The sequence below is a fragment of the Dasania marina DSM 21967 genome (genome assembly GCF_000373485.1).
In the GTDB taxonomy this organism is placed as follows: domain Bacteria; phylum Pseudomonadota; class Gammaproteobacteria; order Pseudomonadales; family Dasaniaceae; genus Dasania; species Dasania marina.
Genome location: NZ_KB891576.1, coordinates 234,261 through 257,354, shown reverse-complemented (window position 1 = coordinate 257,354; position 23,094 = coordinate 234,261). Strand labels below are relative to the sequence as shown.

Below are 23,094 nucleotides of genomic sequence, written 5' to 3'. Positions count from 1 at the left end.
TCAGTATTACTAACAGGTACTGCCCACTTAAAATGGAGTAATTGAACATGTGGCCTAGTCAATGGTCTTTATGTTGTTGCGCTTTTTATTACCACTACCTTTGAGCCCCTATGCCTAAACTTTATGTGTTTTTACTACTCATCGCTGCCGTTGTTGGTTTTTTTGTTTTTGGCCTGCACGATTATGTCAGCCTTGAATTTTTTAACGCGCAGCGCGCCACTATTGAAGGTTTTGTGGCAGAGCAAAGCCTGTTGGCAGCGTTGGCCTTTTTTATACTGTATGTGCTGGTGGCAGGTCTGTCCTTACCAGGGGCGGCGCTGTTAACACTGGTAGCAGGAGCTTTGTTTGGCTTTTGGCAGGGTTTGTTATTGGTATCTTTTGCCTCGTCTATAGGGGCATTACTAGCGTTTAGCCTGACGCGCTGGCTTTTTAAAGATCGTGTGCAAAAAAAATTCTCACGGCAATTAAGTACTATTAATCAGGGCATAGCGCAGGAGGGCGCGTTCTATTTATTTGGCCTGCGTTTAATTCCACTATTTCCCTTTTTTATTATTAATCTACTCATGGGTTTAACGCCAATAAAAGCTTGGACCTTTTATTGGATTAGCCAAGTGGGCATGTTAGCTGGCACTGCGGTATATGTGAATGCCGGTACTCAGTTGGCGCAGCTAGAAACCCTAGGCGGTATTATTTCAATGCCGTTATTAACGGCGTTTTGTTTGCTGGGTTTGTTTCCCTTAATCGCCAAAAAAATACTGGCTATGCTCAAGGCTAGGAAGGTGTATAAAGCTTGGCCTAAGCCGCCGCGCTTTGATAATAATATCATCGTTATAGGTGCGGGCGCCGGCGGGTTAGTGTCGGCCTATATCGCGGCGGCCACCAAGGCGAAAGTGACCTTAATTGAAAAAGAAAGCATGGGCGGTGACTGTTTAAACACGGGTTGTGTACCCTCTAAGGCATTGATACGTGCCGCTAAGCAAGTGGTGTTAGCCCATAATGCCCAACAATATGGCGTTACTGTGGGTGCTGTCAGCGTTGATTTTACAGCGGTGATGGCTAGGGTGCATAAGGTGATAGCCGCAATAGCGCCGCACGATTCGGTAGCGCGTTATCAAAGCCTAGGTGTAGAGGTCATTAAAGGTGAGGCTATGATTACGTCGCCTTATACCGTTGAGGTTGATGGCCTCATTCTCAGCACAAAAAATATTATAGTTGCTACCGGGGCCCAACCGTTTATTCCCGCTATTAAAGGCTTAACGCAAGTGGCTTACCTAAGCTCTGATAATTTGTGGTCGCTAGAAAACTTACCTCGGCGCTTGTTGGTGTTAGGAGGCGGGCCTATAGGTTGTGAATTAAGCCAGGCCTTTGCCCGCTTAGGTAGCGAAGTGACGCAGGTGGAAATGTTGCCGCGTTTAATGATGAAGGAAGATAACGAAGTTTCAGTATTAGTTGAACAACGTTTTCAGCAAGAGGGTATAACGGTTTATACCCATACCGAGGCAAAGGAAGTGCTAGAGCAGCGCTCAGGTTATGCGCTGCGCTGTGAGCGCAAGGGTGAAACTTTATTAATAGGTTTTGATGAAATTATTATTGCGGTAGGGCGCAAAGCCAACACCCAAGGTTTTGGTTTGCAAAGCTTAGGCGTGGTGTTGAATGACAATGGTAGTATTCAGGTGAATGAGTATTTGCAAACAAACTATCCCAATATTTACGCAGTGGGTGATGTGGTGGGCGCTTATCAATTTACCCATACCGCAGCACATCAGGCTTGGTATGCCAGCGTCAATGCGCTGTTTGGGGTAATAAAACGGTTTAAAGCCGATTATAGGGTTATACCCTGGGCAACATTTATAGAGCCAGAAGTGGCGCGAGTAGGGTTGAATGAACAAGAGGCGCAAGCGGCGGCTGTACCCTATGAAGTGACACGCTATGGTTTGGATGATTTAGATAGAGCGATAGCCGATGGTCAGGATGAGGGCTTTATTAAAGTGCTAACCGTACCCGGTAAAGATAAGATTTTGGGCGTAACCATAGTGGCAGCAAACGCTGGCGAATTAATCGCCGAGTTTGTGTTGGCGATGAAACACGGCCTAGGCTTAAATAAATTATTGGGCACCATACATGTATATCCCACTATGATGGAGGCTAATAAGTTTGTCGCAGGGCAGTGGAAACAGGCTCATGCGCCGCAGCGGCTATTACAATGCCTAGCGCTGTGGCAGCGTTGGCGCTTAGGCAAACGGCGCTAATTGAGCGTTGTTAATCAAGCGTTAACTCACTGTATAAGGCGCAGTGATCAGATAAACGCTGCCAATGGCCTTGGTTTAGTACTTCAGCATGTAGCACGGAAAAGCCACGGGTATACATTCTATCCATAGGGAAAATCGGTAATATTGCAGGAAAGCTTAAAGCCAATTTTCCGGTGTGCTGATGGTGTACATCACTAATATTAAGTTGGCTTTGCAGTTTTTTATCAAGCTTGCCCTGCCAATCATTAAAGTCACCGGCAATAATCAGCGGTGCGTCTTTAGGACAGCTACGTTCTATGAACTGTAACAGTTTTTTATATTGGTAGTTTCGCTCCAGGCCAAATAAGCCTAGGTGCACACAGTACACATAAATGCTGTCAGCAATCACACCATGCAAAATACCGCGCTGTGAAAACTGCCATTTAGAGACATCTTTATTATGCCATTCGCTAAAAGCCTGTTTACTGAGTATGGCGTTGCCGTGATGGCCGTGTTGGTAGCTAGCATTTTTACCGTAGGCATAGTGTGGCCATATTTGATCCGCTAAAAATTCAAACTGTGACTCTTTAGGCCAGTGGCTATGTTTGTTTTCATGCTTATCATGGCGGCCTAATACTTCCTGCAAAAAAACTAAGTCAGCATCAGCGTCACGTATGGCGTGGCGTATTTCCGATAGCAAGTAGCGTCGGTTACTGGTGCTAAAACCTTTGTGTATATTGTAGGATAGGCATTTGATTATTTTACTCATAGTTACATCCAGTGGCGTACCAGCCTAGCAATAAACCCCAAGACTTTATTACTAATGCTGCGCTGTAAATTGTCCCGTTTAATTTCATAGGCCTTATCTATATCGGCAAGTATAAAACTGCATAATTGCTGCTGGCTGTCTGCATGAGTGAGTATAATATCCAGCTCTAAATCATGCAGTGAGCTGCGGTGATTTAAGTTTGAGCTGCCTAGTAAATAAAATTCATCGATAATCATAGCCTTGGCGTGTATAAAGCTGGGTAAGTATTCGTGAATGCGTATGCCTGAAGATAACAGGTCATGGTAGTAGCTCTTAGCAAGATAGGGGAAAAAAATAACGTCAGAACTACGTGGCACCACTACCCGTATATCTACACCGCGTTGCGCCGCCTGCTTCAGTGCTTTAATAATCCGCCCCGAAGGGACGAAATAAGCGCTGACTATCCAAATACGTTGCTGGGCATGGTTAATTTTTTTGACTAAGAGGTAGTTTTTTCGTTTTCTAGATTTATGGCTGAAATTATGCCAGTAAAAAGAAAAGTGATGAGGTAGGGTTTTGGGATGATACTTGGTTTTAGATCTATACCAGTAGTGGTCAAAGTTATCACTAATGGCGGCTACATTAGCGCCGCAAACCATCACCCCATAGTCGCGCCAATTATCACCACCTTGAACCGTGCTTAGGTGCTGGTCGCTAATGTTAAAACTACCGGTCGACAGCTTCTGCCTATCTATAATACAAAGTTTACGGTGATCTCTGCGGTTTATTTTTTGAAAAAAATGCAGAGACTTCGCAAAATAATTACCCTTAAAGACCGAGCGTCTATATTGGCTGAGTTGCCAGGGTAGTGGATGAAAAATACGTACTTGTACCCCCCTTTTTTCCATAGCTAAAGCCGCTTTTAAACCTGATTGATAGGAGCCTATGCCGTCTATTAATACGCGTACATCTACTTTTCGACTTACCGCACCAGCTAGTGCTTCAATAATTCTACGGCCAGTTTTATCATAGTTAAAAATATAAAAATTAATCGCTATGCTGTGCTCGGCCTGATTTATAGCGGCTATTAGGTCAGCAAAGTAATGCTCGGCATTATCAAATAAGCGTTCTTGTTGCCAGCGTTGTGGCATGGGCTCGACTGCATCCATAGGCTCAATGTTTATAAGTAACTGTCATCCATGGATAACACGATTTTCCCTATATGTTGGTTGCTTTCCATAAGCTGGTGGGCCAGCTTAACCTTGTGCATGGGGAAGACTTCGGCAATGACCGGTTTGATGCTGCCGTTTTCTAGAAAAGGCCAAATATGTTGCTGTAATTGTGTAGCTATAGCGGCCTTCACTTCGCTGCTTTGCGCGCGCAGCGTAGAGCCGCTAAGGCTTAGCCGTTTCAGCATTACCGGCATAAAATTAACTTCTGCCTTACTGCCTTGTAAGAAGGCGATATTGACTATGCGGCCATCGATAGCGGCAGCCTTGATATTACGATTGATATATTCGCCACCCACTATATCCAGAATAACATCGGCACCGTGATCATTGGTGGCTTCTTTAATGGCGCTGACAAAGTCTTGCTCTTGGTAATTAAAGGCCTGCTCGCAGCCTAGCGCTATACAGCATTGGCATTTCTCATCGCTGCTGGCGGTAGTAAACACTCTGGCCCCCATACACTTAGCCATTTGTATGGCTGCTGTGCCTATACCGCTGGCGCCGCCGTGTACCAATAGCACCTCGCCGGCTTTAAGCTGCGCGCGCTCAAAAACATTGCTCCATACGGTAAAAAAAGTTTCAGGCAGGGCGGCAGCTTGTTGGTAGTTGAGGCCTTCTGGCATGGCTAGGCATTGTCCTGCGGGGACATTAACAAACTCGGCATAACCGCCGCCATTGGTGAGTGCGCAGACCTTGTCGCCGGGCTGCCATTGTTCGGGTTTTATATTCTCGCCAACACGCTCAACCAAGCCAGCTACCTCTAAACCCAATATAGGCGAGGCCCCTTTGGGCGCTGGATATAGGCCTTGGCGCTGGATAATATCGGGGCGATTTACCCCCGCCGCCACCACACGTATCAGTAGTTCGTCGGGGCCGGGGGAGGGCGTAGACATTTCTGACTGGATTAAATTTTCGGTGCCGCCGAATTTGATTAGGTCTATATAGCGCATAGTTGCTCTTAGGGAATCTACTGTGGGTTGTGCTTATTTTAGCAGGTCGTTAAGCCTTGTGTAGTCATAGTGTTGCTGACCTTATGAATACCTACTGCCATGACAGTCTGTCATGTTTACGTCATATAAACTTCATTTTTCTGTTGCCTGATTGAAATATTTCAGCGCTTTAATAGCTACAAATAAATATATCGGCTGACGCATGTTTGTTTTGTGAATAAGCAAGCCTAACAAGGCCGGTTAAAGAGCAACAAGAAAAATAGGGGTATTAATGAAACGGTCAATAGTGAGTTATTTATCCGCCGCGGCGGTGAGTTGCAGTGCTGCCTGGGCTTATGCCGATGATGAATTAGTCATACAGCTTAATGATAACAGCGGTGAGGTGGCTACCTTGTCGGCCAAGGTGGATGGGGGTAGCAGTCAGCCTATCAGCGGTAGTGGCATGGCGATTTTTGACCTAGGTGCTGGTGGCCACAGTGTGCAGCTACTACGTTCAGGTGAACTGGTGCACAGCTTCCGCTTTGATAGCGCTGGCGGTCAGTTGACCGATATTACTATCTCTCTGGCTGAGGGGGTCAAGCCACAGGTCGCTATAGAGTCTTACTTTAAAAATGAAACCGCCAGCCAAAAGAAAAAAGCGGCTCAGGGTGGTATTACTGGCGTAGTTAGCAGCAATGGCCTAGCGGTAGTCGGCGCCTTGATTAGCGTGGTAGGCGAAAAATACAGCGCCAGCAGTAATGCCTACGGCGAATATAGCTTAGAGCTGCCCAGAGGTATTTATGAACTGGAAATCAGCCATCCCGATATAGGCAGCCAACGCATTAAGGATTACCGAGTCGTTGCCAATGTTACTAAGGGCTCTGACTTTAGCCTTAACGGTAGCAACAACACCATAGAAGAAGTCGTGGTGCTGGCCAAGGTAAATATATCGGCCTTTGAAGACAGTGAACGTTACTCCGCCAATGTGGTAGACACTATGGGCATGGAGCAGTTGGCACGTTTTGGTGACAGCGATGTCGCCGCCTCGGTAGTGCGTGTGCCCAGTGTTACCGTGCAAGATAATCGCTTTGTATTTATTCGCGGTTTAGGCGGTCGTTATATTAGCACCACCTTAAACGGTGCCACGCTGCCCAGTACCAACCCTTCCAAGCGCACCGTACCGTTGGATATATTCCCTAGTAATATTATTGAACAGTTATCGGTACGCAAAACTTTTGTAGCGTCCATGCCCGGTGATAGTACTGGCGGTAATTTAGTGATTAATACTCGCGCATTATCAGAAGAAGGCAGTGGCAAATTATCACTCTCGTTGGGCTATGTTGATGGCCTCACCTTTGATGATGCCTATGTAGACCCCAGCAGAGGTGATTACGATGTGCTGGGCTGGGACGACGGTGGGCGTGAACTGCCCGGTATTATCAATAGTATTTCCGACGCTTTAGAGCAAAAGGATATTATTTCGCAATCAGGTCAACAAGAGTTAGGTGAAATAGGCGCTCTTGCTTTAAAAGATGATTGGGATTTAGATCAGAAAAAAGCTAACCCCGATGTTTCATTGGGTATTAATTACGGCGACATTTATTATCTGGATGACTATGACGCCGAGTTAAGTGTGTTTTCTGCGGCCAATTATAAAAATGAATGGAGCAAAAAAGCTAAGGGTGTTAGCAGAACCTACGGGGGCTTAAATGGCTCTGTACTCAGCGATGACTTTACTTTTGAAGAGCACTCTAACGATATCGATGTTAATGGCTTGTTATCCTTAGGTTTAAATATAGGCGAGAGCAGCTATCAAGCTAACACCATCATATCCAGAGTGACGGAGAAAAATGTTCGCGTATCTCAGGGCTATGATAGCGATGCTTTAGTAGATTCACTGCGCTGGCGCATAGAGTGGGTGGAGCGCGAGTTTTTCTCACAGCAATTTAGAGGCCAGCATGTTTTTGGTGACGATGAGCAGCTGAGTGCCGATTGGCAGTTTACCTATAGCCAGGCTAATCGCTTAGCACCGGATAGGCGTGAAGTGCGCATGGATTTGGAGGAAGGTGATGGTATTTACAATCTGCAAGTGCCTAACTTAACCCGCCGCTATGATGATCTCAGTGACGATAACATAGACTTTTCTACAGACTTTGAATACTTCATAGATTCAGATAGCAATTTTGAATCTACCTTGTCAGCAGGCCTGCAGCTGATTCGCCGTGAGCGTGACTCAGACTCTGAAACCTATGGTTTCAATGGTGGGCAAACCGCGGTAGATGATAATGCGCCTAATGGCTTGGTTAGCGATGTTTTAAACGAACAAAACATAACCGGTAATACGGCTACCGGTTATACCTTTGACGATAAAACGGTAGCCAGTGACAGCTATAAAGCGGATATGGATTTAAACAGTGTCTATGTCTCATACGACGCCCTGTTTAATTCTGAATATCAAATTGTTGTGGGTGCGCGCTATGAGGATTACAAGCAAACCACCGATACCTTTAGTTTGACAGAGATTGATGCCAATACCGGTACCTTTAAAGCGGTAGGCGAGCCATTGAAAGAAGACACGCTGTTACCTAGCTTAGCCTTAAATTGGTTTTTCGCCGAAGATCAACAGTTGCGTTTTGCCCTTAGCCAAACGGTTTCACGCCCTGATTTTAAAGAGCGTGCTAATGCGACTTTTTATGATGAAGAGTGTGATTGCCGAGTGCGTGGTAACCCGAATCTAGAAGTGGCGGATGTATTAAACCTTGATGTCCGCTGGGAAAAATACTGGTCTGATGATGAAACCCTAAGCGTGGCGTTATTCTATAAAGATTTAAAAGATCCTATAGAAAGGGTGGCGCTAGCGGCCTCAGGTACAGCAGGTAACTCTAGAACCTTCCAAAACGCTGATGCAGCTGAAATATACGGCATAGAGTTTGATGCTAAAAAAATATTTGCTTTGGATGATTCTTATAGCCAATCCGTCTTCGTCTCTGTTAATGCCAGTTTGATCGAATCTGACGTTGATCTAAGTAATGGTGATAATCGTGAGTTGCAAGGCCAGCCTGAATACACCTTTAACGCAGTGTTAGGTTATGACGATATAGAAAATGGTCACGAAATTACCTTACTAGCCAATCAAAACGGTGAAACCATAGTCGACGTCGGTGTGTCGGGGTTACCCGATATTATTGAACAGCCCAGGTTTGATCTGAATATTAACTATAAGTACCAGATTAACGACGAGTTATCCTTTAACGCAAAAATAAAAAACTTACTTAATAGTGAAGTTGAATTTACCCAAGGCGGTAATGTGTTCAAGCGTTATGAAAAAGGCTTGCAGCTTAAAGCCGGCATAGATTGGAATTTTTAATCCCTTAACAGTTACATAATTTTATTTAATAAAGCAATTAGGAGCTTCCTATGAAAACGAAAAAATTATTACTAACAACAGCAATTGTTGCGGCTATGGGTGGTCTGTATGGCTGTTCAGAGGGCGATGATTCAACAGTAACTATAGAAGGGGGTGTTGGCAGCACTGCTATTTCACAAAACTGCCCTAGCTGGTCTTCGGCTAAACCTATAGATGCCACTGGAGGTGATGTGTGTGCCTTGCCAGCGACTATATTAGAAAATCGTACCCTAAGCAGCAATATTACTTGGTACTTGGAAAGCCGCGTTACCGTAGGTAATGGTAACGGTGTTATGTCACCAACTGAAGGCACTTTGGAAAACGGCAACCCCGTTGTTGAAGCCATACTGACTATAGACGCGGGTACTGAAATTAAAGCAGCCAGCGGCACTTTCGCTAACTTGCTGATTACCCGTGGCTCACGCATAGAGGCCGTAGGTACGGCTAATGCGCCTATTATTTTCAGCTCTGATGACGAAGGTTATGAGGGCTCTGGTGAGTGGGGTGGTTTGATCCTGCACGGTTATGGTTTGCACAATGATGCTGATTACGCCTGCGGTGGTGGTAATTGTGAGAACGTCGATGCCGAAGGTGAGTCAGGTTTTGCTGCCGGCACTAGCGCCAATGATAATAGCGGTACATTAAAGTATGTAGTGGTGACTGAAGGCGGTTACGAATTTGCACCTGGTAATGAAATTAACGGGGTGTCTTTTGTAGCAGTAGGTTCAGGCACTACTGTTGATTATTTACAAGTGAATAACAATTCAGATGACGCGGTAGAGTTCTACGGTGGCAGTGTTAATGCCAAGCACTTAGTGTTAACCAACAACCTTGATGACTCAGTCGATTGGGATGAGGGTTATCAGGGTAATATTCAATATGTTCTGGTTAAGCAAAGCGCCGATGTTAACGGTAATGCGATAGAGGCGGATACCGAAGGCACTTTGGATTTCTTATCCAAGCCTACTATTGCTAACGCAACCTTTATTGGTGATGGCGCTAAAGATACCCTGATGGTCTTCAAAAAGACTTCTGCGGGTTTTCTACATCACTCGGTATTAACCTCAGCGACGGGCTCAGCAATCACCACTTGTGTTGATACTGCCGATGCCTCTATGCCGGGTACCGATTTGGTATTTACTAATGTTGTTGCCGATTGTGCAATCTCAGGTGATGTCAATCTAGTGCCTGCGCCTATAGCGGATGTCATGCTAGATGCTGATTACGCTGCGCAAGCAACAGAGGCACAAACTGCCAGTGTAGGTACTTTGGATATAGCTAATATCAACGCGACTTACGCTGCCAGTGTGGCTGACCCTAGCTTCTTCGATGCCACCGATTATGCCGGTGCGGTAGATCCTACGGCTGCGGGTGCAGACAACTGGTACCAAGGCTGGATAGTTGAAGGTTCTTTATAAGCCTCTATTAAAACACTAATAATGGTTTTAGGGCTTTCATTCGGCCCTCTCCTTGGCCGCAATAGTTACTATTGCGGCCTTTTTTTACTTTTTAAAGACATAAAAAAAGGCATTTTAACAACACCCTTTTTATAATGTTACCGCTGCGCCTTAGGCTTAAATAAAAGCACCTATTAATTGCCAGCTAGTTTTCCCTTTGTTGGTTTTAATATAGTGGTACTGTACTACCGAACCTTCTGACAGGTTTTCTATTAGCGAGCCTTTGGGTTGCTTAAACTCTAAGCTGCCATCAATAATGCAGCGTGATTCTGGCTTATAAGGCTGAGCCTTATAAAAATCTATACGTACGATGTTGTTGCCGTCTTCGGCTTTGTCAGAAACGACTCGGCCTTCTAGTATGCAGTCTTGAAAAACACTGTCGTCAGCTAATGCATAAGGGATGGTGCTAATCAATAAGCTGGCTAAGGCAGCGGTAGGGAGATGTTTCATAGGATAACGCCTTCTATAAATTATTTATTAAAAATATTTATTGAGATAAGCGCTAGAGCTGTCATTTTTTTGTAATAAAAAAACCTTAGCTCGCCTGATCAGAGTAGTGTATTTCCATAGAAAGCACTAGCGCTTTCTATGGAAATGGCTAAGGTTTTGTTTTGGCTTGTGGATCTTATTTATAGAAGCGACTGACGTCTTTAATAAACTTTGTTAAGGTTTTTTTGTCATTGGCTTGTATGTCATCAGCGGTAATGGGCGTGTCGTCTATGGTGGTGATATTGTTGCCCAGCTGGCGTGCCTTAGACGACATTACGTATTTAATGTTTTTAGTGACTAGGGAGTTGCCATGCCAGTCGCTAACCACGGTATAGTCGCGCTGATATTGCGGGCTTAATAAATTGCTGCCATAGCTGTGTAATTTGGGGTCTATATTTATACCTAAGGCCTGTAATACGGTGGCGGGTAAGTCTAAATGGCTGCTTAAAAAATCATGTTGCGCGGCAGGCTGGCCCGGTATATGCAATATCATGGGTACCCGTACCTGTTCTTCGCTAAAGGTAGAGTTGTGGCCCCAGCGGCCTTTTTCCATAAACTCTTCTCCGTGGTCACCGGTAATAACAATAATAGTGTTATCCATTTTTTCCGATTGTTTGAGGCTATTAATAACGCGGGCAATTTGACTGTCTAAATGATTGTTGGAATTGATATAGCGGTTTTTTATGCCTTTGATATGTTTGCTAATGTTGGTGTCTAGGTAATCAAAGTTTTTTAAATAATCGGGTTCTATGATGTTTTTATCAGGGAAGTAGTAATTGGCGTGGGCCGACTCAAAAAACATAAAGGTAAAAAAGGGGTGCTCGGTATTTTCTATATAGTCTATGAGCTTAGTGGTGTTGCGCTGGTCGCGCTGCCAGCCGTGGCCCTTGGCATCGGAGTGTAATTGCTGGTCAGTAAAGCGCGAGAAGATGGTTTTATTAAACTCTGGGTAGGTAAACTTAGCGCTGGTAAAGGCTTTCATCTGATAGTTGTTGGCAATCAGGGTGTCTATTAATAGTGGCGATTTACCTTCCCGTAAAATATCAAACCAGTAACTGCCATAGAGGCCATAAAACTGGGTAAACATACCCATGCGGGTGCCGTTGCCACCGCTGTAATGGTGCGTATAACGGATGTTGTTAGCCGCGAAGGCGTTAGTGGCAGGCATAATGCGTTTATCTAGCATGTCAAAGCGCCAGGATTCGGCTACCAGCCACACTATGTTATAGGCTTGCTTAATGTTGAGGCTAGTGGGGTCTACCTGTGGGTAGTCAACTCGTCCGCCTTTTGTGCGGCCCTCTAGGCCGTCTTCTGAACGGCCCGCTATGCCTAGCTTACGCAAAAACGATTTTGCAGTAATGGGCATATACCAGGCGATGGCATTAGAGGCGTTGAGTATGTCACGATCAGCCTTATGGTTGGCAGCTGCATAGCTCATGGCTTGAAAAACAAAGCAGAGTAATAACAGGCTGAGGCTGCAACGCTTAGAGGGAAGATAGCTAAATAGTTTTTCGGCGGCGGCGTAGCGTATAAACGCGGCATACAGTGCCAAGCCTATAACATTATATAAGGCCAATGTTTTATAGGTGCTGGCGTTAGCGCCTAGGGCTTCTATGCCGCCGGGTGTGGTAATGATGTTGAGCACAAAGCTATTAATATAAAAACCATAGAGGCTGTATAGCTTATAGTTGGCCAAAATCAGCGACACGATGGCGATGCTGTATACCGTTGTGAGCCCAAAGCTCAGCAGGGTAGGCAGGCGCCGGCCAAGCTTCGCGATGAGCAATAGGGGCAGGCAATACAGCGCTGCTTGCACAATATAGGCCGCCATAAAAAAGGGTAGGCTGGCTGCGCTGATGTGATGGCTAAGGGCACCGTAAAGGCTAAAGGCCAAGGTTATCAGGCTGATTAATAAGGCGTTACGTTGTGCAAAAACGGATAAAGTCATAGCTTGCGGGTATCGTTTGATAGGGCACTAGGCTTAGGTTATAAGTCTGCGGGTGCCACAAAAATGGCTAATAATACAGCAATAGTAAGCTAGGGGAAGAATGTCGTTGCGGTGTGAGTGAGGGTAGTGGATGAGAGCCTCGGCGAGAGAGGCAGGGAGGTAGGGCGATATAACGCGATGGCGCTATATCGGAGTTTGTACTTGAGCTTTATATTTCAGCTTATCGCTAGCGGCTTAACGGCCGTTAACCAGGCTTAAAAATTCCATGCGGGTTTTTTCGTCACTTCTAAAGGTACCCTGCATAGAAGAGGTGCGCATTACCGAGTTTTGTTTTTCTACCCCGCGCATCATCATGCACATATGCTTGGCTTCTATAATCACGCCCACGCCTTCGGCACCGGTGATTTCCATCATGGTAGAGGCAATTTGGCTGGTGAGGTTTTCTTGAATTTGAAAGCGGCGGGCAAACATATCAACGATGCGGGCAATTTTCGATAAGCCTACCACTTTGCCCTTGGGAATATAGGCAACATGGCATTTGCCTATAAAGGGCAGCAGGTGATGCTCGCACATAGAGTACAGCTCTATATCGGCCACCAGCACCATTTCATTGCAATCGGATGCAAACATGGCGCCGTTAACCACTTCTTCAACGGTCTCTCTATAGCCCTTGGTTAAAAACTTCATGGCCTTGGCTGCGCGCTTGGGGGTATCTAATAAACCTTCGCGGTTTTTGTCTTCGCCTACGGCTTCTATGATGGTAGTGAACGCTTTTTCCACGGTTAACCTGTCTAAATTGTAGGGCTGATAAGCCGTTGATGGGGTCAGAGGCGAGATACTACCAGATGCCCTAAATGATGACAAAAACTCTAGCCCTTAAATACTTATTAAGCTTAGCAAAGAAAATGCCCTTAAAAGTGGGTAAACTAGCGGCCTGAACGGCCTGCGAGGTCATCCACGATAACTATGAGTATTGTTGATCAATGGAAACACTGAGTGAAGTCGCCAAACAACTAAGCACCCTGCGGGATTATCTGCGCTGGGCGGTATCAAAATTCACCCAATCCGGGGTGTATTTTGGCCACGGCACCGATAATGCCTTAGATGAAGCGCTGCAATTAGTATTGCACACCGTAGGTGTACCGCTGGGTAGTGAAGAGCATTTATTAGACGCCACCCTCACCAGCCAAGAGCGCAAGCTGTTATTAACGGTGATAGAAACCCGCTGCCGCGAGCGCATACCGGTACCGTATCTAACCGGCCAAGCGTGGTTTGCAGGCCTATCTTTTAAAGTGGATGAGCGGGTACTCATACCGCGCTCGCCCATAGCCGAGTTGATAGCGCAGGGCTTTGAGCCCTGGCTGGCGGGCAGGCCGGTTAATCGCCTGTTGGATTTGTGCACTGGCGGCGGCTGCATAGGCATAGCCTGCGCCCATTATTTTGAAGAGGCCACGGTTGAACTGGCCGATTTATCGGCCGATGCCTTGGTAGTGGCGCAAAGTAATATAGACAGCTATGAGCTAAACCACCGCGTTAGCGCGAGACAGTCCGACCTATTTGCAGGCTTAAGCGGCCAGTACGATCTTATCGTCAGTAACCCGCCCTATGTCGATATAGAGGATGTCAGCTCCATGCCGGCCGAATATCAGCATGAGCCTGCCATGGCTCTTGGTTCGGGGGATGACGGCTTAGATATTACCCGCCGCATTTTACGGGAGGCGGCAGGGTATTTAACTGACGATGGCCTGTTAGTGGTGGAAGTCGGTAATAGTTGTGTGGCTTTAGAGCAGGCTTATCCCTACGTAGCCTTTACTTGGGTGGAGTTTGAGCACGGTGGCCACGGTGTGTTGGTGTTTAGCAAAGCAGAGTTGCAACATTATGCCAGTGAGTTTGCTGCCGGGTCTGACGCTTGAAACAGAATCGCGTATAATCACCGCATATTTTAGCCATACACATATTTATTAGACGTTATTAATCAGACCTTATTAACCAGACGTTATCAAATAGAAGAGTAACAGCATGTCGGGTAACACCATTGGAAAACTATTTACCGTCACCAGCTTCGGCGAAAGCCACGGTAAAGCCTTGGGTTGTATTATAGATGGCTGCCCACCGGGATTAGAGATTAGCGAGGCCGATTTACAGGCCGATTTAGATAGGCGCAAACCCGGCACCTCACGCTTTACCACCCAGCGCCGTGAGGCCGACGAGGTGCAAATTTTATCGGGCGTGTTTGAAGGCAAAACCACCGGTACCTCCATCGGTTTATTAATAGAAAATACCGACCAGCGCTCGAAAGACTATTCCAAAATCATGGATAGGTTCCGCCCCATGCATGCTGACTATAGCTATCAGCAAAAGTATGGCCTGCGCGATTACCGTGGCGGTGGCCGTTCTTCCGCCCGTGAAACCGCCATGCGTGTGGCGGCCGGTGCTATCGCTAAAAAATATTTACAGCAGCGCCACGGCATAGTAGTGCGCGGTTATTTATCACAGCTGGGCCCCATTAAAGCCGAAACCCTAGATTGGGATGTGGTAGAAACCAACCCCTTCTTCTGCCCCGATCAAAGCAAAGTGGCTGAGATGGAAGACTATATGAACAAGCTGCGTAAAAGCGGCGACTCTATAGGTGCCAAGCTAACCGTCGTGGCCAGCAATGTGATGCCCGGTTTAGGCGAGCCGGTATTCGATAGGCTAGACGCCGACATCGCCCACGCCATGATGGGCATAAACGCAGTTAAAGGGGTAGAGATAGGTGCCGGCTTTGACTGTGTCGATGCTAGGGGCAGTGAGCACCGCGATGAGCTTACCCCTGAGGGTTTTACCTCTAACAATGCCGGCGGCATCTTGGGCGGTATTTCCAGCGGCCAAGATATAGTCGCGCATATTGCGCTTAAGCCTACCTCCAGTGTGTTAATCCCCGGTAAAACCGTTGATGTAGAGGGCAAGGCCACCGAGGTCATTACCACCGGCCGCCATGACCCCTGTGTGGGCATACGCGCCACACCTATAGCCGAGGCCATGTTGGCCATCGTGTTAATGGATCACCTGCTGCGCCACCGCGGTCAAAATGCCGACGTGAATAGCAGCACCCCGGTGATACCCGCCAGCGCGGAGTAATTGATGGCCTCCGCATTGCCGCCAGTACCTTACTGGCGGCTATCGTTATTTTACTGTTTCTATTTTGCCCTGCTGGGTGCCTTGCTGCCGTTCTGGCCCTTATATCTACAAGCTCATAATTTTAACGCCACCGATATCGGTTATTTGGCGGGTATTATTATGGGCACTAAAATCTTTGCGCCCAGTTTGTGGAGTTGGTTGTGTCGCCATAATCATAAGCACATCAACGGTGTTAGGCTGGGGGCTTTGTTATCCTGCCTGTGTTTTGCCTTTATTTTTTTCGATCAGAGTTTTTTAAGCTTAGCCTTGGTGGTCGCGGGCTTTAGTTTTTTTTGGAATGCAATACTGGCCCAGTATGAGGTGGTCACCTTGGATCACCTAGGGGGTAAACCTGAGCATTACAGCCGCATACGGCTGTGGGGTTCGGTGGGGTTTATTGCTGCGGTAGCGGGCCTGGGTTGGTACTTCGATGTATTCAGCATAACCAACTTACCGTTTATCTTACTGGCTTTGCTAGTTGCTATATGGCTGAGCAGCTTGCTGGTAACTGAGCCGCCGCCCTTAGCCGTAAGCGCAGAGCCCAAGCAATCCTTACTCAGCATTATCAAGCAACCTGCGGTGCTGGCGTTTTTAATCTGCTGCTTTTTGCAGCAGTTATCGCACGGCCCTTACTACACGTTTTTTAGTGTGTTTTTACAAAATAAAGATTACAGCAACAGCTTTATAGGCATGATGTGGTCGCTAGGCGTGTTGGCCGAAGTGCTCGTTTTTATTGTTATGCACAAGCTACTAGGTCGCTTTAGCCTTAGGCATATTATGTTGGGCAGTATTTTATTATCGGCCATACGCTGGTTGTTAATTGCCTTTTTAGCGGATAGCAGTGGCTGGCTGATCGTCGCGCAGTGCTTACATGCTGCCTCCTTTGGTACTTTCCATGCCTTTGCCGTAGAGATGGTGCGGCGTTCCTTTATCGGTGGCCACCAAAGCCAGGGCATGGCCCTATATAGCGGCATCAGTTTTGGTGCTGGCGGCGCCTTGGGCGCGGTGCTCAGTGGTTGGGCTTGGGATATTAGCCCGCAATCGACTTTTGTTGCGGCAGCTGTTATTTGCATCATCGCTTTTGTGGTTGGCTTAAAAGTAAGGCTTAACCCTTAGCGTATTGCTGGTAAACTGCAGACATAATGAACATACAACAGTAGTGGCTAACTATGACTAAACTTACCCATCTCAATGATGCCGGCCAAGCGGAAATGGTGGATGTGACAGCAAAATCCATGACCGAGCGCGTAGCGGTTGCGGAAGCAACCGTTACCATGCAGCCAGCTACCTTGAAGCTGATTATGGAGGGCGGCCATAAAAAGGGTGATGTCTTCACTGTGGCAAAAATTGCCGGGGTACAGGCGGCCAAGCAATGCGCCAATTTAATCCCCCTATGCCATCCCCTAATGCTTACCTCTATCAAGGTCGACTTACAGGCTGATGAAGCGAATAGCCGGGTGATTATTCAAAGCCGCTGTAAATTAGCGGGCCAAACCGGGGTAGAGATGGAAGCCTTAACCGCGGCGTCGGTAGCGGCGCTCACTATTTATGATATGTGTAAGGCCGTGGATAAAGACATGGTCATAGGCGATATACGGGTATTAGAAAAACGGGGCGGTAAATCGGGCCACTGGCAGGCCGATTCAGTAGTAGAGCGTGAACATGGTTAAAGTATTATTTTTTGCCTCTTATAGAGAAGCGTTGGGGGTATCAGACGTTGCGGTTACCCTACCTCATAACATGAGCCTGGCTGCGTTTAAGCAGTGGCTAATCACGGAAAATGGTGACAGCTGGCAGGCGGTGCTCACCGCGCCCAATAGCGTGCAGGCGGTAAACCAGACCGTAGCGGATGATGATTGCGTAGTCACTGATGGTGATGAAGTAGCGTTTTTTCCACCGGTAACAGGGGGTTAGCATGCAGTGTGAAGTGCGAGTGCAAACCGCTGACTTTGATGTAAGCACTGAACTTAATTTATTGCGCCAGCAAAGCCTGCAAACCGGTGCGGTAGTCAATTTTGTCGGCACGGTGCGCGATATTCATAATGGCCAGAGCATTGCCAACATGGAGCTGGAGCACTATCCCGGCATGACTGAAAAATCTATCCAAGACATTACCCTGCAAGCCGCTCAGCGCTGGCAGCTATTGGCAGCTACCGTTATACACCGAGTGGGCTTATTACAGCCCGGTGAGCAGATCGTGCTAGTGGCGGTAAGCAGTCAGCACCGTGGTGAAGCCTTTCAGGCCTGCGAATTTATTATGGATTACCTCAAAACCCAGGCGCCGTTTTGGAAAAAAGAACAAACCGAACAGGGCGCACAATGGCTAGACGCCCGTGAAAGCGACGGCGAGGCCGCTAAACGCTGGCAGTAACATCGCCGTTTAGCTACTTATCTAGCTGTTATCACGGTGAAATGCTGTTAAATACCGATAACGCTTAACCGCTATGGCTTATTTTCTTTTCGCATTCAGCTGGGGTTTACCGCTATAATAACCGACTATTAAAGTCAGTTATCGCCACGCTATTGCGTGGCACAAAAGGAATGTTTATGAGTTTAGATCTACGTGAGTTTCGCGATGCATTGGGTAGTTTTGCGACTGGCGTATGTGTAGTAACGGCCCATCCCGAAGGTTTTGAGCCTTTTGGCATGACGGTTAATTCATTTGCTGCACTATCTCTGGAGCCTTCGTTAGTGTTGTGGAGTTTGCAAAACAGCTCGGACTGCTACGCCGCTTTTGAAAAAGCCGATCATTACACGATTAATGTTTTGTCGGACTCGCAGCGCGATTTATCCAACTATTACGCTAAGCGCGACCAACACACCCTGTTAGACGAGCACTATCGTATAGGTAAAACGGGTTCGCCCATATTGCGCGGCGCTGTTAGTAGTCTGGAATGTAAAATCTGGGCCCGATACCCCGGTGGTGATCATATTATTTTGGTCGGTGAAGTGTTGGAGATGGATTACCGTCGCAACGAAGAGCCGCTAGTTTTTCATGCCGGCAAATACGGCACTATTCGTTAAATCATTCGTTAGTTTATGGGCTGTTAAGTGCTTCGTCGTTATAGTCTCATTTTGTTAATCACCGCTATTAGTGTGTAATCTGTTGGATGCTTTATGAAATTTTGTAGCCTCTGTGGTGAGTCGGTAGAGCAACTGATTCCCGCGGGTGACAATCGCCGCCGCTATGTGTGTTCGTCCTGCGAGCACATACATTATCAAAACCCGAAAGTGATAGTGGGTACCTTGCCGCTCTATGAAGGCAACGTGTTACTGTGCCGCCGTGCTATAGAGCCGCGCAAAGGCTTTTGGACCTTGCCTGCGGGCTTTATGGAGAATCACGAAACCAGCCTAGAAGGTGCCTTGCGCGAAAGCGAGGAAGAAGCGGGTGCCACAGTTATTAACCCGGTGTTTTATCGCTTGTTCGATTTACCCCATATTAATCAGGTGTATGTTTTTTATCGTGGCGATGTGGCGCAGGGGCGTTATCAGGCCGGGGCCGAGAGTACCGATGTAGACCTGTTTAGTGAGGCTGATATTCCTTGGACTGAACTGGCCTTTCCGGTGATTACCGAGTTATTAAAAGAATATTTTATCGATCGGCAGAGCGGCGTTTTCCCCGTGCGCTCATCTAGTATAGAGCGGTTAATCCCTAAGCCTTAGTCATACGGCGGCTATAAAAAATCCTGCGTTTATCTTCCTTTCTTATCTGGTTAGAGGTTTCTTAACCACGGTAATGGCCCAAGGTCATTGCTCCATGATGGCGGCCCTCCGGGCTGCCTTCACTCCCGCCTGAGCCCGGCTCCCCTACGGGGAAAGCAGCCGGTCTCATTCGCTCCCTCAGCGCTCATCTTTGATATTGCGCAATAACCTTGTGCCATTACCTGTCTATCGCAGTGGCATCATGGTGCATATTCTTTATCGGTGATATTAAAAAACGCGCGATGCTAGAGGGTTGAGCCGGGTGTTGTCGCGGAATATAAAGGGGCTGGCCGTGGTAGCGGATGAGACAGCGCAGCGCTTTAAGGCTCAGTAGCGGACGCGGGTGTCTTTTTAGGGAAAAGGGGGAGGGGCCAGTCCATGTAGCGGCGGCATCCGGCTCAGCCCTCGGTTCCAGTAAACTATTGTGTTGGCCCAAATTGTTCCTGGTAGTAAAAAACGTAAAAAGAATGCTTATCTGTTGATCTGGCTTAGGTTTTTTAACTCGGTAATGGCCCAAGGCTATTGCTCCATGATGGCGGCCCTCCGGGCTGCCTTCGTTCCCGCTTGAGCCCTGCACCCCTGCGGGGAAGGCAGCCGGTCTCATTCGCTCCCTCAGCGCTCATCTTTTATATTGCGCAATAACCTTGTGCCATTACCTGCCTATCGCAGTTGCATCCGGCTCAGCTCTCGGGTTAGTACTCTCAAGTACAGGAGGCGATTTTACCGGCAATAAAAAAGCCCTTACCGAGGTAAGGGCTTTATCATGGTTAAAGTAGCAGCAGGGGCTAGGCGAGGGTTTGGCTATCGATAATGCTGCGTATACGCAAATACTCATCTTCGGCTTCGGGCAAAAATACCAGCTTATAGGAGTAGCGCTCGTTCACTGTGTGCTGATGGTCGGCATCTACCATGATTTTGTGGGTGGAGTGGGTGTAGCTCATTTCTAAGTGGATAACCCGTGTATTAATAGGCAGCTCAAAATCGTAGCCGGTTAAGGTGCGTTTTTGCTTGGGCTCTTTTAGCGAGTAGTTAGATACCTCAGCAATAAGTGCTAGGTTAATGCGAAAGTTGCTGGTGACAGGGGCCAGGTTGACTTGGTCCATATCTTTGTTTTGTAGGTATACCTGAGGGTTCTTTTTTACTTCTAGAAACATGTTGGCTCCGAGCGTTGTGATGGATAAGTCGTTATGGGCTTAGTTTAGTCGAGGTGACGGGTTTTAGTAAGTCGCTATAGCAAGCATCTTCTTTATAAAAGAGCTTTTCACCACCTATCTTAAAGGCGGTTTGTAAAGAAATCGCGGCCATGCCCCGTTGGTGGTTTTTATAGTAGCACTGGCCTAGGCGCATATGGATAAAGGGGTTGTTGTCGGTGTCAGGGCAGTGCAAGGCCGATTTAAGCGCTTCTATGCCGCTGTGGTAGTTGCCCAGCTTAAAGTAGCTGTCACCTAAGGCGGTTAATACCCAGCCGGCCTCAAGCCATTGGGTCTGGGGTTTGGGTAATAAAGCCCAAGCCTTATAAAAATGCCGTACCGCCAATTTATAATCCGCTTGATCGTATAGCTCGTAGCCCTGCAGGCAGAAGCTGCGCAATTGCTCAGCCAGTGTTTTATCTAATGTAGAGTTGTCGGTTTCAAACATGAGAGTACTTATTGATCAATAGGGATCTTGCTAAACAGGCTAGTAAAATTATCAACCCTGACGCGGAATCGCAAGCTTAAATCCGTTAATTTAACGGTTGGTTAGCAGCTATAGCCGACATACAATAGCTATTTAGCAATAACAATAGATAGGGAGCGTTGGATGGACTTTCAGTTGCTGGCCGCACTGGGCTTGGGCTTATTGATAGGTGCGGTGGCCAGCTATTTAATCACCAAGGCGCGGCTGCGTTATAGCCAGTTTGAACAGCAGGTGGCTATAGAGAGCCGCCTTAATGCCGAAAGCGCCCTGTTAAAAGACCAGCTGACACGGCTACAGGCGCAACATGAAGCCATAGAAAAAGATCACGGCGCCCTTTATAGCCAGCTGCAACAACAGCAACAAGAGCGGCAACAGGCACAACAGCAACTATCCACTAAGCAAGCTGAGCTTTCATCCTTAAAAACAGAGTTAGAGCAGAAAGCCCTCAGCCACAACAAAGAGCTGCAGCTGTTATTGGATGCCAAACAGCAACTCAGTATCGAGTTTGAAAGCTTAGCCAACCGTATTTTTGAAGAAAAGTCACAGCGCTTTGATGTAGCTAATCAAAAAAACCTCGATGCCACCATCAAACCTCTGCGCGAACAGCTGGTGGATTTTAAAAAGAAAGTCGAAGATGTGTATGACAAAGAGAGTCGCGACCGTGTTTCTTTATCTGCTGAGTTGGGGCAACTGAAAGAGCTGAACCAAAAGATGAGCTTAGATGCGCTCAATCTTACCAAGGCTTTAAAAGGTGATAACAAAACCCAGGGCAATTGGGGTGAAGTTATTTTAGAGCGGGTATTGGAGGATTCGGGTTTACGCAAGGGCCACGAATATGACACGCAGGTTAACTTAAGTGATGATAGCGGCAGCCGTAGAGCCCCCGACGTTATCGTGCGTCTGCCTGAGAATAAAGACATTATTATAGATTCGAAAGTGTCATTGGTAGACTACGAACGCTATTGCAAGTTAGAGGATGAGGGCGAGCGCCAGCTGGCCTTAAAAGCCCATGTGCAATCGGTGCGTAACCATATACAGGGCTTAAGCCAAAAGAATTACCAAGATTTAAAAAGCATACGCAGCCTAGATTTCGTGTTTATTTTTATACCCATAGAAGCGGCCTTTATGGCGGCCTTTGAGTATGATCAGGCGATGTATAGTGAAGCTTACGAAAAAAACATTATCGTCGTTGGCCCCACCACTTTATTGGCGACCTTGCGCACGGTGCAAAGTATTTGGCGCTATGAGCGACAAAATAAATACGCCGAGGAGATAGCCCGCCAAGCCGGAGCCATGCACGATAAGTTTGTTAATTTTGTTGAGGATATTAATAAAATTGCCTACCACTTAGACAAAGCCAGTGAGTCACAGCGCAGTGCACTCAATAAACTCAGTACCGGCCGGGGTAATTTAGTGGGTAGCACCGCTAAGCTGGAAAAGCTGGGGGCGAAAGTGAAAAAGAAAATGCCAGACGAAGTCATGCTAAATCAGGCCGATGAAGAGCTAGACGCACTAGAGCTGCTAGACGATGATGGTCAGTAGTTATGATCAATAATTATGGTTATTAATAATGTTTAATCCGCTGCCTTCATTAATTTTTGCAGTGCTCAAAGGAGATAAAATGACACACCCTAAAATCGGCAATATGGCTCCCGCATTTAGCCTACTGAATCAAGATGGCGACAAGGTCAGCTTGAAAGACTTTAAAGGCAAAAAAAATGTCTTGTTGTATTTTTACCCCAGGGCCATGACTCCAGGCTGTATTACCCAAGCCTGTGCTATACGGGACTATAAAAAAGAGTTTGAGGATTTAGATACCGTGGTTTTAGGCGTGAGCCCAGATCCTGTCGGCAAGCTGCAAAACTTTATTGAAAAGAAGGCGCTAAACTTCACCTTGCTGTCTGACGAAGATCACGCCATCGCCGAAAAATACGGCTGCTGGGGGATGAAGAAATTTATGGGCCGCGAGTTTATGGGCTTAATACGCACCAGCTTTGTGATAGGCAAAGACGGTCGCTTACTGACGGTGTTAGATAAGTTTAAAACTAAAACTCATCACGAAGATGCGTTGGCCTATTTAAAAGAAAATTTGTAGCAGTCTCTAGTTGCTAGTTCACAGTCG

General features: G+C 46.9%; 21 protein-coding genes. 13 read left to right on the top strand and 8 right to left on the bottom strand.

What is annotated here, in order from left to right; all coding sequences use genetic code 11:
- Positions 1–110: 110 nt before the first annotated feature.
- Positions 111–2,249 (top strand): FAD-dependent oxidoreductase, encoded by a 2,139-nt coding sequence (locus B067_RS0105785; protein WP_019529121.1) that lies wholly within the window; start codon positions 111–113, stop codon positions 2,247–2,249.
- A gap of 10 nt (positions 2,250–2,259) precedes the next feature.
- Here B067_RS0105785 and B067_RS0105780 read toward each other — a convergent pair whose 3' ends face one another.
- The 3 genes from B067_RS0105780 to B067_RS0105770 are packed head-to-tail and all read right to left on the bottom strand — an operon-like array spanning position 2,260 to position 5,155.
- Positions 2,260–2,997: an endonuclease/exonuclease/phosphatase family protein gene (locus tag B067_RS0105780; RefSeq protein ID WP_019529120.1), complete on the bottom strand. Its 738-nt coding sequence runs from the start codon at positions 2,995–2,997 to the stop codon at positions 2,260–2,262.
- Between the two features lie 2 nt (positions 2,998–2,999).
- Positions 3,000–4,145, bottom strand: a complete 1,146-nt coding sequence (locus B067_RS0105775) for a phospholipase D-like domain-containing protein (RefSeq protein ID WP_019529119.1) — start codon at positions 4,143–4,145, stop codon at positions 3,000–3,002.
- An 11-nt stretch (positions 4,146–4,156) separates the two neighbouring features.
- The gene (locus B067_RS0105770; RefSeq protein WP_019529118.1) at positions 4,157–5,155 is read right to left on the bottom strand and encodes an NAD(P)H-quinone oxidoreductase; all 999 of its coding nucleotides are present in this window, start codon (positions 5,153–5,155) and stop codon (positions 4,157–4,159) included.
- 271 nt (positions 5,156–5,426) lie between these two features.
- Here B067_RS0105770 and B067_RS0105765 point away from each other — a divergent pair, with 271 nt between their 5' ends.
- Together B067_RS0105765 and B067_RS0105760 are read left to right on the top strand one after the other, a co-directional pair.
- Positions 5,427–8,501 (top strand): TonB-dependent receptor, encoded by a 3,075-nt coding sequence (locus B067_RS0105765; protein ID WP_019529117.1) that lies wholly within the window; start codon positions 5,427–5,429, stop codon positions 8,499–8,501.
- A gap of 50 nt (positions 8,502–8,551) precedes the next feature.
- The gene (locus B067_RS0105760; RefSeq protein ID WP_019529116.1) at positions 8,552–9,958 is read left to right on the top strand and encodes a hypothetical protein; all 1,407 of its coding nucleotides are present in this window, start codon (positions 8,552–8,554) and stop codon (positions 9,956–9,958) included.
- Between the two features lie 156 nt (positions 9,959–10,114).
- On the opposite strand, the gene B067_RS0105755 is transcribed toward B067_RS0105760, so the two are convergent.
- The 3 genes from B067_RS0105755 to folE all read right to left on the bottom strand — a co-directional run bounded on the left by B067_RS0105755 (position 10,115) and on the right by folE (position 13,214).
- The gene (locus tag B067_RS0105755) at positions 10,115–10,447 is read right to left on the bottom strand and encodes a hypothetical protein (protein ID WP_019529115.1); all 333 of its coding nucleotides are present in this window, start codon (positions 10,445–10,447) and stop codon (positions 10,115–10,117) included.
- A 175-nt stretch (positions 10,448–10,622) separates the two neighbouring features.
- A complete protein-coding gene (locus B067_RS19735; protein ID WP_019529114.1) occupies positions 10,623–12,434 on the bottom strand; it encodes a sulfatase-like hydrolase/transferase in 1,812 nt (603 codons plus the stop codon).
- A gap of 234 nt (positions 12,435–12,668) precedes the next feature.
- Complete coding sequence (gene folE, locus B067_RS0105745; RefSeq protein WP_019529113.1) at positions 12,669–13,214, bottom strand: GTP cyclohydrolase I FolE; 546 nt, start codon at positions 13,212–13,214, stop codon at positions 12,669–12,671.
- Positions 13,215–13,417: 203 nt separating this feature from the next.
- On the opposite strand from folE, the gene prmB reads away from it, so the two are divergent.
- The 8 genes from prmB to B067_RS0105705 all read left to right on the top strand — a co-directional run bounded on the left by prmB (position 13,418) and on the right by B067_RS0105705 (position 19,256).
- Positions 13,418–14,347 carry a 50S ribosomal protein L3 N(5)-glutamine methyltransferase gene (prmB, locus tag B067_RS0105740; RefSeq protein ID WP_019529112.1) on the top strand — a complete coding sequence of 310 codons (930 nt, stop codon included), beginning with the start codon at positions 13,418–13,420 and terminating at the stop codon, positions 14,345–14,347.
- A gap of 106 nt (positions 14,348–14,453) precedes the next feature.
- The gene (aroC, locus tag B067_RS0105735) at positions 14,454–15,554 is read left to right on the top strand and encodes a chorismate synthase (RefSeq protein WP_019529111.1); all 1,101 of its coding nucleotides are present in this window, start codon (positions 14,454–14,456) and stop codon (positions 15,552–15,554) included.
- A 3-nt stretch (positions 15,555–15,557) separates the two neighbouring features.
- Positions 15,558–16,709: an MFS transporter gene (locus tag B067_RS0105730; RefSeq protein ID WP_035801671.1), complete on the top strand. Its 1,152-nt coding sequence runs from the start codon at positions 15,558–15,560 to the stop codon at positions 16,707–16,709.
- A 53-nt stretch (positions 16,710–16,762) separates the two neighbouring features.
- Positions 16,763–17,263, top strand: a complete 501-nt coding sequence (moaC, locus tag B067_RS0105725) for a cyclic pyranopterin monophosphate synthase MoaC (protein WP_019529109.1) — start codon at positions 16,763–16,765, stop codon at positions 17,261–17,263.
- Positions 17,256–17,507 (top strand): molybdopterin converting factor subunit 1, encoded by a 252-nt coding sequence (moaD, locus tag B067_RS0105720; RefSeq protein ID WP_019529108.1) that lies wholly within the window; start codon positions 17,256–17,258, stop codon positions 17,505–17,507. Before moaC ends, moaD begins: the two co-directional genes overlap by 8 nt.
- 1 nt (position 17,508) lies before the next feature.
- Entirely contained in the window at positions 17,509–17,964 is a 456-nt protein-coding gene (gene moaE, locus B067_RS0105715; protein ID WP_019529107.1) for a molybdopterin synthase catalytic subunit MoaE, read from the top strand.
- A 176-nt stretch (positions 17,965–18,140) separates the two neighbouring features.
- The gene (locus B067_RS0105710; RefSeq protein ID WP_051083833.1) at positions 18,141–18,617 is read left to right on the top strand and encodes a flavin reductase family protein; all 477 of its coding nucleotides are present in this window, start codon (positions 18,141–18,143) and stop codon (positions 18,615–18,617) included.
- A 93-nt stretch (positions 18,618–18,710) separates the two neighbouring features.
- Positions 18,711–19,256, top strand: a complete 546-nt coding sequence (locus B067_RS0105705; protein ID WP_019529105.1) for an NUDIX hydrolase — start codon at positions 18,711–18,713, stop codon at positions 19,254–19,256.
- 824 nt (positions 19,257–20,080) lie between these two features.
- Here the strand turns inward: B067_RS0105705 and B067_RS0105695 are convergent.
- Both B067_RS0105695 and B067_RS0105690 read right to left on the bottom strand, forming a co-directional pair.
- The gene (locus B067_RS0105695) at positions 20,081–20,449 is read right to left on the bottom strand and encodes a hypothetical protein (RefSeq protein WP_019529103.1); all 369 of its coding nucleotides are present in this window, start codon (positions 20,447–20,449) and stop codon (positions 20,081–20,083) included.
- A 31-nt stretch (positions 20,450–20,480) separates the two neighbouring features.
- A complete protein-coding gene (locus tag B067_RS0105690; protein WP_019529102.1) occupies positions 20,481–20,933 on the bottom strand; it encodes a tetratricopeptide repeat protein in 453 nt (150 codons plus the stop codon).
- Between the two features lie 162 nt (positions 20,934–21,095).
- Here B067_RS0105690 and B067_RS0105685 point away from each other — a divergent pair, with 162 nt between their 5' ends.
- Entirely contained in the window at positions 21,096–22,514 is a 1,419-nt protein-coding gene (locus tag B067_RS0105685) for a DNA recombination protein RmuC (protein WP_019529101.1), read from the top strand.
- Between the two features lie 79 nt (positions 22,515–22,593).
- On the top strand, positions 22,594–23,067 hold the full coding sequence (gene bcp / locus B067_RS0105680) for a thioredoxin-dependent thiol peroxidase (RefSeq protein ID WP_019529100.1): 474 nt from the start codon (positions 22,594–22,596) through the stop codon (positions 23,065–23,067).
- Positions 23,068–23,094: the final 27 nt, after the last annotated feature.

Coding starts and splice junctions, on each gene's coding strand:
- B067_RS19735 (WP_019529114.1), bottom strand. CDS start 12,434: ATGACTTTATCCGTTTTTGCACAACGTAACGCCTTATTAATCAGCCTG.
- moaD (WP_019529108.1), top strand. CDS start 17,256: ATGGTTAAAGTATTATTTTTTGCCTCTTATAGAGAAGCGTTGGGGGTA.
- moaC (WP_019529109.1), top strand. CDS start 16,763: ATGACTAAACTTACCCATCTCAATGATGCCGGCCAAGCGGAAATGGTG.
- B067_RS0105765 (WP_019529117.1), top strand. CDS start 5,427: ATGAAACGGTCAATAGTGAGTTATTTATCCGCCGCGGCGGTGAGTTGC.
- B067_RS0105705 (WP_019529105.1), top strand. CDS start 18,711: ATGAAATTTTGTAGCCTCTGTGGTGAGTCGGTAGAGCAACTGATTCCC.
- B067_RS0105780 (WP_019529120.1), bottom strand. CDS start 2,997: ATGAGTAAAATAATCAAATGCCTATCCTACAATATACACAAAGGTTTT.
- bcp (WP_019529100.1), top strand. CDS start 22,594: ATGACACACCCTAAAATCGGCAATATGGCTCCCGCATTTAGCCTACTG.
- B067_RS0105760 (WP_019529116.1), top strand. CDS start 8,552: ATGAAAACGAAAAAATTATTACTAACAACAGCAATTGTTGCGGCTATG.
- moaE (WP_019529107.1), top strand. CDS start 17,509: ATGCAGTGTGAAGTGCGAGTGCAAACCGCTGACTTTGATGTAAGCACT.
- aroC (WP_019529111.1), top strand. CDS start 14,454: ATGTCGGGTAACACCATTGGAAAACTATTTACCGTCACCAGCTTCGGC.
- B067_RS0105785 (WP_019529121.1), top strand. CDS start 111: ATGCCTAAACTTTATGTGTTTTTACTACTCATCGCTGCCGTTGTTGGT.
- B067_RS0105730 (WP_035801671.1), top strand. CDS start 15,558: ATGGCCTCCGCATTGCCGCCAGTACCTTACTGGCGGCTATCGTTATTT.
- B067_RS0105710 (WP_051083833.1), top strand. CDS start 18,141: ATGAGTTTAGATCTACGTGAGTTTCGCGATGCATTGGGTAGTTTTGCG.
- B067_RS0105770 (WP_019529118.1), bottom strand. CDS start 5,155: ATGCGCTATATAGACCTAATCAAATTCGGCGGCACCGAAAATTTAATC.
- B067_RS0105775 (WP_019529119.1), bottom strand. CDS start 4,145: ATGGATGCAGTCGAGCCCATGCCACAACGCTGGCAACAAGAACGCTTA.
- B067_RS0105690 (WP_019529102.1), bottom strand. CDS start 20,933: ATGTTTGAAACCGACAACTCTACATTAGATAAAACACTGGCTGAGCAA.
- B067_RS0105695 (WP_019529103.1), bottom strand. CDS start 20,449: ATGTTTCTAGAAGTAAAAAAGAACCCTCAGGTATACCTACAAAACAAA.
- B067_RS0105755 (WP_019529115.1), bottom strand. CDS start 10,447: ATGAAACATCTCCCTACCGCTGCCTTAGCCAGCTTATTGATTAGCACC.
- B067_RS0105685 (WP_019529101.1), top strand. CDS start 21,096: ATGGACTTTCAGTTGCTGGCCGCACTGGGCTTGGGCTTATTGATAGGT.
- prmB (WP_019529112.1), top strand. CDS start 13,418: ATGGAAACACTGAGTGAAGTCGCCAAACAACTAAGCACCCTGCGGGAT.